This is a genomic window from Methylolobus aquaticus (genome assembly GCF_054172105.1).
In genome coordinates, this window is the sequence record NZ_JBSYXP010000001.1 from 486,180 (window position 1) to 502,095 (window position 15,916).

A 15,916-nucleotide genomic window follows, 5' to 3' on the forward strand; every position below is an offset into this window, starting at 1 on the left:
CCGTGACGCCGGTCCAACCTCGCCCGGTTGGCAACGGCCGGACAAGCCGTTAGACTCGCCGCGCCCGTCAGCGAACCTGCTCGGCCGACAACCGGTGTCCGATCGAATCAATCGGGGCGGCGCGGGTGCGGAATCGGCCTGCGTCCCAGGCGGAGTATAGGGACGCCCAGGCTGAGGGGTTTACCGATCATGAATAATGGAGGACTTGTGGAATACCGCATCAAAACGTTAGCGCTGCTGGTTTCCGGCACGATTGCCGCCGGGTCTTTGGTTTCGGGGTGCGCATCGCGCGATGCGGGAACTGCGGCGAAGGCCGCCGCAACGTCAGCCCCTGCCCAGGCAGCGATCGCAGAGGCACCGAAAGTGAGCGACACGGCCGCATCGCCGGCGGCGACGGAGCGGCCGGGCGTCGTGGAAGGCGAACTGACCGTAGTGACGGCGAAGGTCAAGGCCATCGATAGCAAGAGCCGGGTCGTGACACTCGTTTACCCCGACGGCAGGACGGCCAAAATCAAATGTGGTCCCGAGGTGCGTAATTTCGCGCAGATCCGCGTGGGTGATGACGTGACCGCGGAGTTCCTTGAATCGGTCGAGATTTTCGTCAGCTCGGAAAAGGTCACCCCGGCCGCCGGTACCGCAAGTGCAGTCGAGCGTGCTCCGTTGGGCGGCAAGCCCGGAATGACCGAAGTCCAGAGCGTCGAAGTGACGGCGGAGGTCGAGTCCATCGACTACAAGACGCGCATGGTGAAACTGCGCGGGCCGGAAGGCAAGACAAAAACTGTCAAAGCCGGGCCTGAAGTGAAGCGTCTGGATGAAGTCAAGCCGGGCGATACCGTCGTGGTGCGCTACACCGAAGCGGTTTCGATCCGCGTTACTGCGCCGACCGAGGCCGCCCCGACGAAGAAAAAATAGCCCCTTGCCGCGGCGGTGGGGCAGTGGGCTGTGAGCACGCTGTCGGTGTTGAAACGGTCTGCCGCTTAACTGCCCTGGGTAACGAACCAGGCGACAAACCGGTTCAAGAGATCTGCTTGATCGAGCGCGCGAGGGTTTTACCCGGGCGGCGCTCGATCAGCTCACCGTCGGAGATTTCCGAGGGGTTGGCCAGTGTCTTCAGCGGCGCACCGCGCAGCGCGCGCGCCTCCTGTCGCGCGCGCGCCAGGTAGCCGGCCAATGCGCCCCCGGCCGTGGTCGCTGTCACCAGTGCCAAGGTGAATAATTCGATGTAAAGCAGGATTCCAGCAAGACCCACCATCCCGGTCACGGCTGCGCCAAGTTTGAAATTTGCCTTCGAGTGCGCTCGGCGGGTTTCCTCGACGATGCGTTGATGGCTTTCCTCAACGATCTGGCGTTTCTCGGCCTCGGCCGAGACCCGTAGACTCTCTCTGTCGCGCGCGAAGCCATCACGCAATTCTGCGAGCGCGTCCTTCTTTATGTGCTCGGCAATCGAGCCGAACCACAGACCGACGACCATGGTCAGCGCTGCGGCAATTGCAGCGGCCAGCGCCCAACCGATCCCACTGGCGCCGCCCGCGGCCACCATAGCCAGTGCCGCGGCAGCACACTGGACGACGACCAGCCCTGGGATAAACTTCAGTGCAGACACGTGATTGCCTCATTGGTGTTGATGCGCTCCGAAAGGCGGGCAGCGGGAAGGTCCGGGGAACGCCCACAACTCAGTGTCACCCAACGATGCGGTTAGCGCAATTACGTAGCGAACTCCGCCTCGTGCGACTGTGTGGGCAGCAGAAAGTTCTGGCACATCGACCGCAAGAGGACGGAACGTTTCGATCAGGGTGTCGACCCCACTGCAGCCCGCGCGGCGAGAAGGAGCCGCTGCGTATAACGAGAGCTCAGAGACGCGAGGGGGCGCTCACCGTCATGGTGCCGGGCTCCGATCCGGACGCTCCAGTCCCATGGCCCCGGTCAGTGGCACGAATGCGACATCGAGCACGACACGCGTCGTCAGGGTGCCGTCCGCCTGTTTCGTGCCGACCACGAGTTGCTGGTACCCATGAGGTGCGCCGATTGGAATCACCAGCCGTCGGCCGGTCTTGAGTTGAGCAATCAGCGGGGGCGGGATCTGCGGTGCAGCCGCAGTCACGATGATGCCATCGAAGGGGGCCTGCTCGGGCCAGCCTTCGCACCCGTCCGCACAACGGACTGCCACATTCGCGAATCGCAGCGTTTTGAGGCGCTGCGCCGCAGTTTCCGCCAGCTCCGGGATGATCTCGACCGAGTAGACGGCTTTGACGATGCAGGCCAGTACGGCCGCCTGATAGCCTGAACCGGCGCCGATCTCGAGTATCCGGTCCGTGGGCAGAGGTCCCAGCAGGTCGGTCATCAGCGCCACGATGTAGGGCTGGGATATGGTCTGCCCACAGCCGATCTGCAGTGGGGCGTTTTCGAAGGCAAACGGCTGCAGTTCCTCGGGCACGAACCGGTCACGGGGCACGGCGCGAATCGCGCGCGACACGCCCGGATCGAGGTGATCCTTTCCCGTCCAGCACGCGGTCAGTCGGACTTCCGTCGCGATGTCGCAGCTCAGTGCTTCGATGTCTCTCATCATGCCCCCTGGCCGACCCGGCCCCCGCACCCTATTGTAGGGTCGATCGGGGGCCTTGCCCATGCGGCAAACCAGTCCCGGATCACCAGCATCTAACGACCCGATTATCCGACTGCCAGGGTCGGGAAAAAAGTTGCGCGCCGCGCGGGATTCGCTTTAAATAAGGCGCCAATAAATCGGGCGTCGCCAAGAGCGCCGCGAGGCTTGTCCCGAGTCCGCGCGGGGTTGATGCGCCACCGATCACCAGCCGATCCCTTCAGTCGCAGAGGATTCAATGTCATCACAGGCATGGGACCACGAAATGGTCCGCTCGATTGTCGCCGGGCTCAAAGCGAAGCCGGGTGCCTTGCTTCCGGTGCTGCACGGTATCCAGGATGCGCTGGGCTTCGTTCCGCCCGGTGCCGTGCCGATCATTGCCGATGAGCTGAATCTATCGCGTGCGGAAGTCCACGGTGTCATCACCTTCTATCACTACTTCCGTGAGACGCCCCCGGGCAAGCATACGATCCACTTGTGTCGAGCGGAAAGTTGTCAGTCGATGAACGCGGCAGGGCTCGAGGCCCATGCGAAGGCGCAACTCGGTATCGACTTTCACGAGACCACGCCGGATGGCACGATCAGTCTCGAGCCGGTCTACTGTCTTGGAAACTGCGCGTGTTCGCCGGCCATCATGGTCGACCACGACGTTTACGGACGCGTCACGCCCGAACGTTTCGATGCGATCGTAGCAGACCTCAGGAGCGAGAAATGAGCACAACGATCTTCGTGCCCTGTGACTCCAGCGCGCTGTCGCTGGGTGCCGAGGCCGTCGCGAAGGCGATCGCTGCCGAGGCTGCGCGGCGTGGGGTCGCATTGCGTCTGGTCCGGAACGGGTCGCGCGGCATGTTCTGGCTGGAGCCGCTTGTCGAAGTCGAGACGTCCGAAGGTCGCGTGGCCTATGGCCCCGTCCTGGCTGGCGATGTGGAGGCTCTGTTCGAGGCCCGGTTCTGGGAAGGCGGCCCTCATCCGCTCCGGCTCGGTCTGACCGCGGAGATCCCCTTCCTGAAACGCCAGGAGCGCTTGACCTTCGCCCGTGTCGGCATCACCGATCCGATCAGCCTCGACGACTACCTGGCGCACGACGGCTACCGCGGATTGCGGCGGGCACTGGAACTGAAGCCGGCGGATGTCGTTCGTGAAGTGACGGATTCGGGATTGCGCGGGCGCGGCGGTGCCGCGTTCCCCACCGGGATCAAGTGGAATACCGTGCTCAACGCGGCCGGCGAGCAAAAGTACATCGTTTGCAACGCCGACGAGGGCGATTCCGGAACGTTCTCCGACCGCATGATCATGGAGGGCGACCCGTTCGTGCTGATCGAGGGCATGACGATCGCCGGGCTTGCCGTGGGCGCAACCCAGGGTTACATCTACCTGCGCTGCGAATATCCGCATGCCCATCGCGCTTTGAACGCGGCCATCGAAGCTGCATACGGGGCCGGTTATCTTGGCGCCAATGTTCTCGGAAGCGGTCATCGGTTCGATCTCGAGGTGCGCCTCGGTGCCGGTGCCTACGTCTGCGGTGAGGAAACGTCGCTGCTCGAAAGCCTGGAAGGGAAACGGGGGCTGGTTCGCTACAAGCCTCCCTTGCCGGCGATACAGGGACTCTTCGGCCAACCGACCATCATCAACAATGTCATTTCCCTGGCTTCGGTGCCGATCATCCTGGATCGCGGGGCGGCCTATTATCGCGATTTCGGCATGGGACGATCGCGCGGCACGCTCCCCATCCAGTTGGCCGGGAACATCAAGCAGACGGGGCTGATCGAGAAAGCATTCGGGATTACCTTGCGCGAGTTGCTTTACGATTACGGCGGTGGCGCGGCGAGCGGACGACCGATTCGCGCGGTGCAGGTGGGTGGTCCGCTGGGTGCCTATTTGCCTGAGTCACAGTTCGACGTCCCTCTCGACTACGAGGCCTACGCAGCAATTTGGGCGGTACTCGGGCATGGTGGTGTCGTGGCGTTCGACGACACCGTCGACATGGCCAAAATGGCCCGCTATGCGATGGAGTTCTGTGCGGTGGAATCCTGCGGTAAATGCACGCCCTGCCGTATTGGGTCGACTCGCGGCACCGAAGTCATCGACCGGATCATTGCCGGAGCGCGCCGCGGTGAGCAGGTCGCGCTGTTGCGTGATCTATGCGATACGATGCTGAACAGTTCACTGTGTGCCCTCGGCGGTATGACGCCATACCCGGTACTCAGCGCGCTGAATCATTTCCCCGAGGACTTCGGGGTGGATAAGGCGGACGCGGCTTAACCGCTCTTGTTCGTTATGTCGGCCATGCCCCAGGCGTGAGTCGGCGCGCTTCCGGCGGAGGCAATGCGCCAGGCCGCTAGCATGAGGTTTATTCGATGGCACACAGAGACAGAGATTACGGTACGCCGCCGCGCGATTCTTCCAAGACGGTCAGCCTTGAAATCGACGGCTTCAAGGTCAGTGTTCCGGAAGGCACGTCGGTGATGCGAGCCGCCGCGTCGATTGGTATCGAAATCCCGCGCCTGTGCGCCACCGATAGCCTGGACCCGTTCGGATCCTGTCGGCTCTGCGTCGTGCAGATAGAAGGCGGTCGAGGCTACCCGGCCTCCTGCACCACGCCGGTCGGCGAGGGCATGAAAGTCTGCACGCAGAACGACAAGCTCGGTCAGATCCGCCGTGGCGTCATGGAACTCTACATCTCGGATCATCCTCTGGACTGCCTGACCTGTTCGGCTAACGGCAACTGTGAATTGCAGGACATGGCGGGTGCCGTTGGGTTGCGCGACGTGCGCTACGGGTACGAGGGTGAGAACCACCTGGGCGCAAGCAAGGATGAGAGCAACCCGTACTTCACCTTCGAGCCTTCGAAATGCATCGTGTGTTCTCGCTGCGTGCGTGCCTGCGAGGAAGTGCAGGGCACGTTCGCACTCACGCTGGACGGCCGTGGTTTCGACTCAAAAGTGTCTCCGGGGCAGATGGAGACCTTCATGGAGTCCGAGTGCGTCTCTTGCGGCGCCTGCGTGCAGGCCTGTCCGACCGCCACACTGATGGAAAAGTCGGTCATCGACCGCGGGCAGCCCGAGCACAGTGTTGTGACGACCTGCGCCTACTGCGGCGTGGGCTGCTCGTTCCAGGCCGAGATGAAGGGCGCGGAACTGGTGCGCATGGTGCCCAACAAGGATGGACATGCCAACCACGGTCATTCCTGTGTCAAGGGACGCTTCGCCTTCGGCTACGCCACGCACCCCGACCGCATCACCAAACCGATGATCCGCGCGAGCATCAACGATCCGTGGCGCGAGGTGACCTGGGAAGAAGCGATCGCGCACGCCGCGTCGGAGTTCAAGCGGATCCAGAACGCGTACGGTCACTATGCCGTCGGCGGTATCACCTCCAGTCGCTGTACCAATGAAGAAACCTATCTGGTTCAAAAGCTGGTCCGCGCGGCTTTCGGCAACAACAATGTCGATACCTGCGCGCGCGTGTGTCATTCGCCGACCGGCTACGGTCTGAAGCGCACTTTCGGCGAGTCCTCCGGGACGCAGACTTTCGATTCGGTCATGAAGGCCGACGTCATCGTCGTGATCGGCGCCAATCCGACTGACGGTCACCCCGTGTTCGGCTCCATGATGAAGAAGCGCCTGCGACAGGGCGCGAAATTGATCGTGATCGATCCGCGGGCCATCGATCTGGTGAAGTCGCCCCACGTCGCAGCGGACTTCCACCTGCAACTTCGTCCCGGCACGAACGTCGCACTGATCAATGCGCTCGCCCACGTGATCGTGACCGAAGGGCTGACCGACGAAGCCTTCATCCAGCAGCGCTGCGATGTCGCGTCGTTCAACAAATGGCGCGATTTCGTGCGGCAGGAGCGGAATTCTCCGGAGGCAACCGCGAGCGTCACCGGCGTCGCAGCGGAGTCGGTACGGTCCGCCGCGCGGCTGTTCGCAACGGGCGGGAACGGCGCGATTTACTACGGGTTGGGCGTGACCGAGCACAGCCAGGGCTCGACCACCGTCATCGGCATCGCCAACCTGGCGATGGCAACCGGCAATATCGGCCGGGAAGGCGTCGGCGTGAATCCGCTACGCGGGCAGAACAATGTCCAGGGGTCTTGCGACATGGGCTCGTTTCCCCACGAGTTCCCGGGCTATCGGCATGTCTCGGATTTCGAGACGCGGGCGATGTTCGAGCAGGAGTGGGGCGTGACGCTGGAGAGCGAGCCGGGACTGCGCATTCCGAACATGTTCGCGGCGGCTCTCGACGGCTCGTTCAGGGGCCTTTATGTCGAGGGCGAGGACATTGCCCAGTCGGACCCCGATACCCAGCATGTGTTGGCTGCGCTGAAGGCGATGGAGTGCGTAGTCGTCCAGGATTTGTTCCTGAACGAGACCGCAAAGTTTGCCCACGTCTTTCTACCAGGGTCTTCGTTCCTGGAAAAGAATGGAACCTTCACGAACGCCGAGCGCCGCATCTCCCCGGTGCGCCAGGTCATGCCGCCGAAAGCGGGCTATGAGGACTGGGAGATCACGCAGATGCTGTCGAATGCGCTGGGCTATCCAATGAATTACCGGCATCCGCGGGAGATCATGGCCGAAATCTCGCGGTTGACGCCGACGTTCAGGGGCGTCAGCTACGAGAAAATCGACGCGCTCGGCAGCATCCAGTGGCCGTGTGATGACGCCACCCCCGAGGGCACGCCAATCATGCATTCCCAGCAGTTCGTTCGCGGCAAGGGCTTGTTCATGCCGACCGAATACGTGCCTACACCTGAGCGCACCTCCAGCCGCTATCCGCTGATCCTGACCACGGGACGCATCCTGTCCCAATATAACGTGGGCGCCCAGACACGACGTACGGAGAATTCCCGCTGGCATGAAGAGGATCGGCTCGAAATCCATCCGCACGATGCGGAGCTGCGCGGGCTGACGGACGGCGACTGGGTCGGCATCAAGAGCCGCTCCGGTGAGACCGTACTGCGGGCACGCGTATCCGAACGGGTTCAGCCCGGTGTCGTCTACACGACCTTCCACTTTCCTGAATCCGGTGCCAATGTGATCACGACCGACAATTCGGACTGGGCCACCAATTGTCCGGAGTACAAGGTCACCGCCGTTCAGGTCACGCCGGTGAGCGCTCCGTCGGACTGGCAGCGTGAGTACCGCGCGTTCAGCGAGGAACAGATGGCGCTGCTCGAAAAGGCTGGGGCCGGGGCTGGCTAGAGGTCGCGCTCCATGACCCTCGCGCTCGCCGGCGAGTTCGGTTGGCTGAGCCACCGGCAGATCGCCGTGATGCGAGCAGAGGGCGGGGCGCCGTTCCCGGCCTCCGACGAGGTGGCCGAGGAAGTGCCCGTGGCCCTCGTCTACAACGGGACGCCGCACGTCGTTATGCTGGCCACTCCGCTCGACCTCGAGGACTTTGCTCTGGGGTTCTCGTTGACGGAAGGCATCATCGCTTCGCCGTCGGAAATGCAATCCGCAAAGGTCATCCCGCGAGCGGAAGGCATCGAGGTCCGCATGCGGATACCGGAGCAGCGTTGCGAGCGGCTCTCCAGCCGCGAGCGGAACCTGACCGGTCGAACAGGCTGCGGGCTGTGTGGGACGGCAAGCCTAAGGCAGGCCTTGCGGCACCCGGCGCCGGTGGAGAGCACGGTCCGCGTGTCGCCGTCCGATGTCCACGGTGCGCTGGACGCCTTGCGCGACCACCAGACACTGAACCGACTGACCGGGGCGGTGCACGCCGCTGCTTGGGTGCTTCCGGGACAAGGTATTCAGACGGTCAGGGAAGACGTCGGGCGACACAACGCGCTGGACAAACTGATCGGTGCTTTATCGCGGCGATCCATCGATCGGGAAGCCGGCTTCGTCATCGTGACCAGCCGCGCCAGTTACGAGATGGTTCAGAAATGTGCGGCGGCGGGCATCGGCTTAATGGCGGCTATCTCGGCGCCCACCGGCCTTGCGATTCGGCTGGCCGAGGAGTCCCGCGTAACGCTGATCGGGTTCGCCCGGCAAGGCGTGCACACCATTTACGCCTACCCCCAGCGCGTCATCGGCTAGCGGGCGTGCGGATTTGTTCCGCAAGGTTCCCTGAGGCAGGGGCGCGACCAGTCAATCACTCCGAACGCGTGTCGGGCGACAGGCTTGTGGCACAGGCGTCGCTATCGTCGGCAGGACGGCGCTGGCCTCGGTCATGTGGACCCGAGTGCTGCGCGGACAACGCGTCGCCCGCGGCGGCGGCTTGGCTTAGAATGCTGGGGGTCACCGGGTATTAGGTCGTCAAATTGCAGGAGGGCGGGAGCGCCGAAGCGATGCATATCGAGAATCTGGTCAAAATGGTCAACGACATAGCGGTATTTTTCGAAGCGGAGCCCGAACGGCGCGTCGCGGTGCACTCGATCGCAGACCACGTCAAGAAGTTCTGGGACCCACGGATGCGGCGGGCGATCATTCAGCATAATCGCGACGGGGGGTTTGGCTTGAGCGAGCTCTCGCGGCTTGCGGTGCATGAACTCGACGAAGAATCCCATTCCCTGCTGGAGTGCGGAGACGGCTGATGTGCCGGGCCTAGCCTCTTTGCCCGTTGCCGTGTTTCGCGCAAAACTGCAGGTACGTCCTGCAGGCGCCGATTCCTCACACTGTTTTTTTGGACGTCGAACGCGACGCTGATCATCATGGAGCCAGCCCACCGCTCCGTTGCCACGTTACGGCGTTCGACGGTCGCGGTTCATTGAGGCGCTGTTTCTCATTGCTTGTTTCCTCAACTCATGAAATCCCGGACTGATCCCACCGTCGAAGACTTGGTTCGCGCACGCCTGCCGAACCGGCACGGACAGTTCGTACTGCATTGCTACCGCAGCACGCTGGATCACCGCGAACACGTGGCCATGGTGCATGGCGATGTGCAGGGCGCGGCGGATGTGCTCGTGCGGGTGCATTCGGAATGCCTGACTGGCGATGTGTTCGGTTCAACGCGCTGTGACTGCGGGGAGCAACTCGATCAGGCCCTGGAACGCATCGGCAGGGCGGATTGCGGCGTGCTGCTCTATCTCCGCCAGGAAGGGCGGGGCATCGGTCTGATCCAGAAGCTGCGGGCCTATAACCTGCAGGACGAAGGCTTGGATACGGTCGAAGCCAATCTGCGGCTGGGGCATGGCGCCGACGAGCGAAACTATGCCGTGGCCGCGCTGATGCTGAGAGACCTCGGTATCGAGAGCGTGCGTCTTCTGACCAACAACCCGCGGAAAATCGAGGAACTCGAGTCTTACGGCATTAGAATTTCCGAACGTGTACCCATCGAGATTCCGCACCATACCGAAAATGTGCGGTATCTGCGTACGAAGGCGGACAAGATGGACCATTGGCTGTCGTTCGAGCCGCCGCCGACGCGGGAAGCGGAGGACTTTGCCTTCCTGGGGGCCTTGTGGCAGCTCCTGGCCGCCCGCCGTGGGGCAGGGGCACCTGGCACCCGCCCATTCGTGACGCTCAGTTATGCGCAGAGCCTCGACGGCAGCATTGCTCTGTCCACCAAATCCGCCTGCGCTCTGAGCGGCCCGGCCTCGCTGCGGTTGACACATCATCTGCGGTCCCGCCACGATGCGCTCGTGGTCGGCGTCAACACCGTGATCAGCGATGACCCGCTGCTCAACGTCCGGCTGTGTGCCGGGGCGAGTCCGCGTCCGGTGATCCTTGATTCCCAGCTGAGGATTCCCGAGGATGCGCGCGTGCTGTCGGCTAGCAGTCCGCAACCGGTCATTGTCACGACGAGTGGGGCCAGTTCGTCCGAAAAGGCGGTTCGGCTGCGCGAGCGGGCCGAGGTTTTGGCAGTTAGTGCCGACTCGCAGGGATGCGTCGATCTGTTTGAAGCGCTGCAGGCGCTGGAAGGCCTCGGTCTCCAAACGATCATGGTCGAGGGGGGCGCCCAAATCATTTCGCAGTTCCTGCGCACCGGCCTCGTTGACTATTGCGTGATCACGATCGTCCCGAGGCTGATCGGCGGTGTGCGCGCCGTGGAAGGCTTGCAACAGGACGCCTCCGGCCGGCCTTTGGGGCTTCGCGCCTGCCGTTACCACACGCTCGACAACGACATCATCGCTTTTGGGACGTTCGGAGACGTCGGTTGAAGGCCCTCGCGCTGATGCATGTAGCCCCGGGTTCCGTCGAGGGCAGGGAGATCGAGGTCGCCGAGCCGCGCGCTGGCCAGGTCGTCGTGCAAACGGAGTTGAGCGCGATCAGCCCAGGGACCGAGTCGATGATCTTTCGCGGCGACTTCCCCAGCGGCGTCGCGCTCGATGAGACGATACCGGCGCTAAATAAGCAAGGCTGGTCCCATCCGCTGCATTATGGCTACGCGCTGGTCGGACGGGTGGTCCGCGCGGGTTCTTCGGCGGAGGAACGATGGGTGGGGCGACGGGTGTTTCTGTTCCATCCGCACCAGGACCACGTGCTGGCCGAGATGGCCGACTGTTGGCCGGTGCCGGAGGGGCTTCCATCGCAGGCGGCCGCGTTGCTGCCGAATGTGGAATCGGCCCTCAATTTCGTCATGGACGCCGCGCCCTCAGTCGGCGAACGCCTGCTGGTCACCGGGCAGGGCGTGGTGGGCCTGCTGACCACGGCGATTCTGGCCGCTTTCCCGCTCGCAAGGCTGGCTGCCGTTGACCCGGTGGCGGCCCGAAGGCAGTGGTCGGTCGTGCTCGGGGCAGACACGGTGGCCGAGTCGGTCCCGAAGCTGCCGCGGGAGCTATCGGGAGAAGACGATTTCGACGGCGTGGTCGAAGTCTCGGGCAACCTTGGCGCGCTGAACGACGCGATCGCGCGGACCGTATTCGATGGGCGCATCGTCGTCGCTTCGTGGTATGCGCGGTCCGGTCCTGCGCTGGACTTGTCCGGGGCATTCCATCGCCGGCGTATCCGCCTGATTTCGAGCCAGGTCAGCACACTCGCGCCCGCGCTCACCGGACGGTGGACCAAGGCGCGGCGCTTGGCATTGGCATGGGACTGGATCAGGAGGATCAGGCCCGAGCGCCTGGTGACCCACAGCCTGCCGGCAGCGCGCTGCCAGGAAGCTTTCGAACTGGCGGCCGAGCCGTCCGCCGGGGCATTGCAAGTCCTTCTGACGTATTCGTGACGGTAAGGGACCATGTACCGACTTTCGATCTCGCGCGACTTCATCGCCCAGCACTTTCTGATCGGCGGGGATTGGGGCGAGGAAAACGAACTGCATAGCCATCACTATCGGATCGAGGTGATGATCGAAGGGCGAGAGCTCAACGAACACGGTTATCTGATCGATATCGTCGACCTGGAGCGAAGCTTGCTCGGTGTGATCGGGCAGTATCGTGACCGTACGCTGAACGATCAGGTTACCTTCGGCGGATTGAACCCTAGCCTCGAACGCTTCGCGCGCATCCTGCAGGAGGATTTGGCCGGTCGGTTGGCGCTGGGCAATACCCGCTTGAGCGTCACCCTGTGGGAAAACGACCGGGACTTCGCAGGCTATGTACCATGAGACGGCAGGATGAGCAGGCGATCCCGTTTGGGGATTTTTTGGACGCCAAGTTTTTCCTCGACGAGCGCAGCCTCAACGATTCGGTGCGGCAGGCACTCGTCGACGAATGCCATGGACGCGGGCGGCTGAGTTGTCTGGACCTCGGCAGCGGTACCGGTGCGATGATCCGGAGGCTGCTACGCTGGTTTCCGAATCTCGATCTATCCATCACGGCGCTCGATCAGGACCCTGACCTTCTGGCGACGGCCCGCCGCCGTATCGTCGATGAACTCCGGAACGCCGATCTGGTGGTCAAGGACAAGGGATCCTGGCTGCGAGGGGAGTCGATTGCCCGAACGGTCAACGTCGAGTTTGCCTGTTGCCGTATCGCCGAGTTCAATCCGCCGCCGGCGCGCTACGATCTGATCACCGCCCACGCCGTCGTCGATTTGCTCGATCCGTCGGCGGTGCGCCGCAAGCTGGAAGAGTGGTTGATTCCCGGGGGGTACTGGTACGCCAGCTTGAACTACGATGGCGGTACCTTCCTGTTTCCCTCCTTCGACGACCCGGGTTTCGAGCAGGAACTGCTCGACCGATATGATCGTTCGATGGAAGAGCGGCGAGTGGAGGGCACCGCGACGGGCGGCGCCCATTCCGGCACCCGGCTGCTGGCAGCCGTCGCCACACCGGACTGGGACACCGTTGCCTACGGTTCGTCTGATTGGAACCTGACGCCGCTTAGCAACAGCTATCGGGATCGCGACAGCGTTTGCCTGCGGGCGATGCTCGGCTTCATCCGTGGCGAGGGCGAACGCGGTGCCCTAGACCCGGCCCGGCTTGCCTGCTGGACTGCTACCCGAAGCCGGCAACTCGCGGCGGGGCAGTTAGGCATCATCGTGCACCAACTGGACGTGCTGGCCCGTTATCGACCTTCCGTTGCGGTACCGCGCAGTTCAGCCGAAGACTGACAACGATTGAGCCCGACGCGGCGCTATTCCCGACCCACGACCTGCCGATAAAGACTCGCCGTTTTCTGCGCAATGTCGTCCCAGTCATAGCGTTGTGCCACCCAGTCACGGCGTGAAACCTGCTCTTCCGCGGTGATCGGCTGCGCCGCGAAATGGACGATACGCTGGGCCAGACTCTCGACGTCGCCGAGCGGAAAGTAATTCTCGGGCGGCAAATCGACTTCCAGATTGGCGGGAATGTCGCTGGCAACCGCGGTCAGCCCATAGCTCAAGGCCTCGAGTAGAGCAATGGGCAGACCTTCATGCGAGGAAGGCAGCACAAAGACACCCGCATGCGTGTAGAGCTGCGCCAGCGCCGCGCCGGTCTGGAAGCCGGTACAGACGACATTGGGTGTGGCTTCGGCAGCTCCCAGCACCGCGCGCGTGTATTCGTCGGGATGATCGGAAGACCCGACCAGCGCGAGCTTCCAGCCGGGTACCGCGGCCTGATTGAAGGCCTCGATCAGATCCAGATGACGTTTCTCCGGCACGAGCCGGCTGACCAGCAGCACATACTTCCCGCGTTCCAACCCGAAGGAGTCGATACAGTCGGTCGCCTCGGGGCGGTCCGGCAGTGTCGCGCCGTTGGGGATCAGCGTGGATTCGCGCCCGTACTTCGTCCGGACGGCATTCGCGATCCCCTGAGAGATCACGATGCGTGCATTCGACCAGAGCATGCCCAGCCGCTCGCCGAGCTGCAGGCTCAGTCTGCCGATGCGTCCCCATTTCTGCCGTTCGTAATCGGGCCCGTGGTGCGTCACGACCACCTTGAGTCCGAGGAGGCGGGCCAACGGGGTGACCAGAGCCGGGCCGACCGCCTGTATGTGCAGTATCTCGGGGCGGTTGATCAGGCCGGCGTACAGCACGCCCAATGTGCTGTGCACTATCGCTTCCAGCGATTTGGAGCGGGGTGCCCACAGCCGATGAAACCGCACCTGGTGCCAGGTGTCGCCGAACTCTTTTGGTTGATACGGTGAGCGCACGATGACATGCACGTCGCAGCCAAGTTCAGCCAGTAGCGGACACAGTTTCTCCCCGTGCATTTCCACGCCGCCCTGAATGCCGGGAAAGCCGCGCAGGCCCAGCCACATGATCTTGATCTTCTGTCTCATGCCGCGGTTGCTCCCATTTCTTGGTAGAGGCTCAACAGACGGTCGCGGTAGCGCTCGGCGGTAAAGTCGCTGAGCGCCCAGGCGCGCCCGGTCCTTCCCATCTCACGGATGTCTGGCGCTGACAGGCGGCTATAGCTGCGGAGTCTGTCGGCCAACACATGAGCATCGGCGCTGGGAAAGACATCTCCGGTCTCGCCCGGCCGGATCAGTTCCGGAATGCCACCGATGTCGGCGCCGATCACCGGACGCTCCAGCGCATAGGCTTCAAGCACGCTCATCGGCGCGTTTTCGTACCACTCCGACGGCAGGACGACGGCCCGGGCCGCCCTAATCAGATCGAACAGGTCTTCTCCGGTCCGGTAACCGAGGAATTCCACATCGGCGCCGCGCGCCTCGGCAAGGGCTCGCAGCCGCGGTTCCTCGGACCCCGTGCCGATGATCCAGGCGCGAACGCCTGCCAGTGCCGCGGCCTCGACGAAGGTTGCCAGGCCCTTTTCCGGTCCGAGGCGCCCAAAGTAGGCAAAGGCGGTGCCGGGTTCACCGCGTGGCTTCAGGTGATTGATGTCGACGAAATTCGGGATGTAGGTGAAACGTTCCCGGGGCCATCCCCATTCGACGAACTTCTCCAGGTAGAACCGGCTTGGGGTGACGAAGCGGTCGACGTCGCGCGAGTAGCAACCGAGCAAGCGATGTACGGCGGATTCCATGAAGATGACCGCTGACAGGTTCAAGGACTCCTTGACGCAGCGGTGACGGACGACGTTCCAGATCGCGCCGCCCTTGCAGCGTTCGCAGACGCCGTCATGGGTGAGCATCTTGTAGGCCGGGCACGCGATTTTCAGGTCGTGCAGCGTCAGTACGCTGGGCACCCCATGGGCCTTCAGCGTCCCGAAAAACGAAGGTGAGATGTGATGGTAGACGTTATGGGCATGAGCCACGCTAGGCTGGGTCCGCGCCAACAGAGAGGCCATTTTTCTTCGCGCTTCGAACGAGTACGTGATCTTCGCGGCACGCTGGGCCTTTTCCCAAAGCGAGTATTTCTCACCGAACTCGATTTCATCGACGAAGTAGTCGGACCACTCGGAGGGGTGGTTCTTGGCATGCTTCATCGCAAACGGGACGACTCGCCAGCCGATTTCCTCGAACAGGCGGTTTTGCTCGAGAAAAACGACCTCGGCCCCGCCGCGTCGATAGAAATAGTTATTGATCGAAAGGAGAGTAGGTGGCATTCAGGTCTCGGTATCGCGGTGGAAGGGACCAATGAACCCGACGGAGCACGCCGGTGCTTGACGGTGTGAAAGAAGTCATTCCGTACGCCCGGTGCAGTCCCGCGTGGCTCCATCGCAGTCACGGCCCGCGTCGGCGGCCGGCACATCCGGACACGGCACGGACGATCAGGGAACTACGCGAAACGTCGTAGTATCCGCAAGCCATATTCTAACCAAGTTTGTTTGCGGGCCGCTGTCATCGTGCCTCGCGGGGCATACCCGCGACCGGCGCATGGTCCGCCCGCTGCTCGCGTTGCCGTCGGTCGCCGTGCGGGAAGCCATCCGGGTCTCAGAGGCGGCCCCGCGGCAACTTGAGGCCATGTCTGCTATCGAATACACGGGAAGCCCGCCGTTCGTCAGCCTTGCGTCGGATCTCACGCGCCTGCGATCAGCGACGCATGCTAAGCTTCGCGCCAAAGGCGGTGCAGGGTGGTGGCACGGACCCGGGCCGTTGCCGGGCGG

Annotated in this window: 14 protein-coding genes; 10 read left to right on the plus strand and 4 right to left on the minus strand. The window is 63.2% G+C overall.

The genetic code is table 11. From position 1 onward, the window contains the following. Window positions 1-207 precede the first annotated feature (207 nt). Window positions 208-912, plus strand: coding sequence for a hypothetical protein (locus ACW73L_RS02220; protein ID WP_498919708.1), 705 nt, complete (start codon window positions 208-210; stop codon window positions 910-912). Between the two features lie 103 nt (window positions 913-1,015). On the opposite strand, the gene ACW73L_RS02225 is transcribed toward ACW73L_RS02220, so the two are convergent. Then, window positions 1,016-1,540 (minus strand): hypothetical protein, encoded by a 525-nt coding sequence (locus ACW73L_RS02225; protein ID WP_498919709.1) that lies wholly within the window; start codon window positions 1,538-1,540, stop codon window positions 1,016-1,018. A 336-nt stretch (window positions 1,541-1,876) separates the two neighbouring features. Then, window positions 1,877-2,563 carry a protein-L-isoaspartate(D-aspartate) O-methyltransferase gene (locus tag ACW73L_RS02230; protein WP_498919710.1) on the minus strand — a complete coding sequence of 229 codons (687 nt, stop codon included), beginning with the start codon at window positions 2,561-2,563 and terminating at the stop codon, window positions 1,877-1,879. 274 nt (window positions 2,564-2,837) lie between these two features. Here ACW73L_RS02230 and ACW73L_RS02235 point away from each other — a divergent pair, with 274 nt between their 5' ends. The 9 genes from ACW73L_RS02235 to ACW73L_RS02275 all read left to right on the plus strand — a co-directional run bounded on the left by ACW73L_RS02235 (window position 2,838) and on the right by ACW73L_RS02275 (window position 13,035). Beyond that, complete coding sequence (locus tag ACW73L_RS02235) at window positions 2,838-3,314, plus strand: formate dehydrogenase subunit gamma (RefSeq protein ID WP_498919711.1); 477 nt, start codon at window positions 2,838-2,840, stop codon at window positions 3,312-3,314. Continuing rightward, on the plus strand, window positions 3,311-4,861 hold the full coding sequence (locus ACW73L_RS02240) for a formate dehydrogenase beta subunit (protein ID WP_498919712.1): 1,551 nt from the start codon (window positions 3,311-3,313) through the stop codon (window positions 4,859-4,861). Before ACW73L_RS02235 ends, ACW73L_RS02240 begins: the two co-directional genes overlap by 4 nt. A 95-nt stretch (window positions 4,862-4,956) precedes the next feature. Further along, window positions 4,957-7,803 carry a formate dehydrogenase subunit alpha gene (fdhF, locus tag ACW73L_RS02245; protein ID WP_498919713.1) on the plus strand — a complete coding sequence of 949 codons (2,847 nt, stop codon included), beginning with the start codon at window positions 4,957-4,959 and terminating at the stop codon, window positions 7,801-7,803. 12 nt (window positions 7,804-7,815) lie between these two features. After that, window positions 7,816-8,640 carry a formate dehydrogenase accessory sulfurtransferase FdhD gene (gene fdhD, locus ACW73L_RS02250; protein ID WP_498919714.1) on the plus strand — a complete coding sequence of 275 codons (825 nt, stop codon included), beginning with the start codon at window positions 7,816-7,818 and terminating at the stop codon, window positions 8,638-8,640. A gap of 251 nt (window positions 8,641-8,891) precedes the next feature. Further along, on the plus strand, window positions 8,892-9,137 hold the full coding sequence (locus tag ACW73L_RS02255; RefSeq protein ID WP_129882291.1) for a formate dehydrogenase subunit delta: 246 nt from the start codon (window positions 8,892-8,894) through the stop codon (window positions 9,135-9,137). A 210-nt stretch (window positions 9,138-9,347) separates the two neighbouring features. After that, a complete protein-coding gene (ribA, locus tag ACW73L_RS02260) occupies window positions 9,348-10,703 on the plus strand; it encodes a GTP cyclohydrolase II (RefSeq protein ID WP_498919715.1) in 1,356 nt (451 codons plus the stop codon). Then, a complete protein-coding gene (locus ACW73L_RS02265) occupies window positions 10,700-11,707 on the plus strand; it encodes a zinc-dependent alcohol dehydrogenase (protein WP_498919716.1) in 1,008 nt (335 codons plus the stop codon). The genes ribA and ACW73L_RS02265 overlap by 4 nt, the downstream gene beginning before the upstream one ends. Window positions 11,708-11,719: 12 nt before the next feature. Then, window positions 11,720-12,088 carry a 6-pyruvoyl trahydropterin synthase family protein gene (locus ACW73L_RS02270; protein ID WP_498919718.1) on the plus strand — a complete coding sequence of 123 codons (369 nt, stop codon included), beginning with the start codon at window positions 11,720-11,722 and terminating at the stop codon, window positions 12,086-12,088. Beyond that, on the plus strand, window positions 12,085-13,035 hold the full coding sequence (locus ACW73L_RS02275; RefSeq protein WP_498919719.1) for a class I SAM-dependent methyltransferase: 951 nt from the start codon (window positions 12,085-12,087) through the stop codon (window positions 13,033-13,035). Before ACW73L_RS02270 ends, ACW73L_RS02275 begins: the two co-directional genes overlap by 4 nt. 23 nt (window positions 13,036-13,058) lie before the next feature. On the opposite strand, the gene ACW73L_RS02280 is transcribed toward ACW73L_RS02275, so the two are convergent. Together ACW73L_RS02280 and ACW73L_RS02285 are read right to left on the minus strand one after the other, a co-directional pair. Further along, entirely contained in the window at window positions 13,059-14,186 is a 1,128-nt protein-coding gene (locus tag ACW73L_RS02280) for a glycosyltransferase family 4 protein (RefSeq protein ID WP_498919720.1), read from the minus strand. Further along, window positions 14,183-15,415 carry a glycosyltransferase family 4 protein gene (locus tag ACW73L_RS02285; RefSeq protein ID WP_498919721.1) on the minus strand — a complete coding sequence of 411 codons (1,233 nt, stop codon included), beginning with the start codon at window positions 15,413-15,415 and terminating at the stop codon, window positions 14,183-14,185. Before ACW73L_RS02285 ends, ACW73L_RS02280 begins: the two co-directional genes overlap by 4 nt. Between the last annotated feature and the right edge of the window lie 501 nt (window positions 15,416-15,916).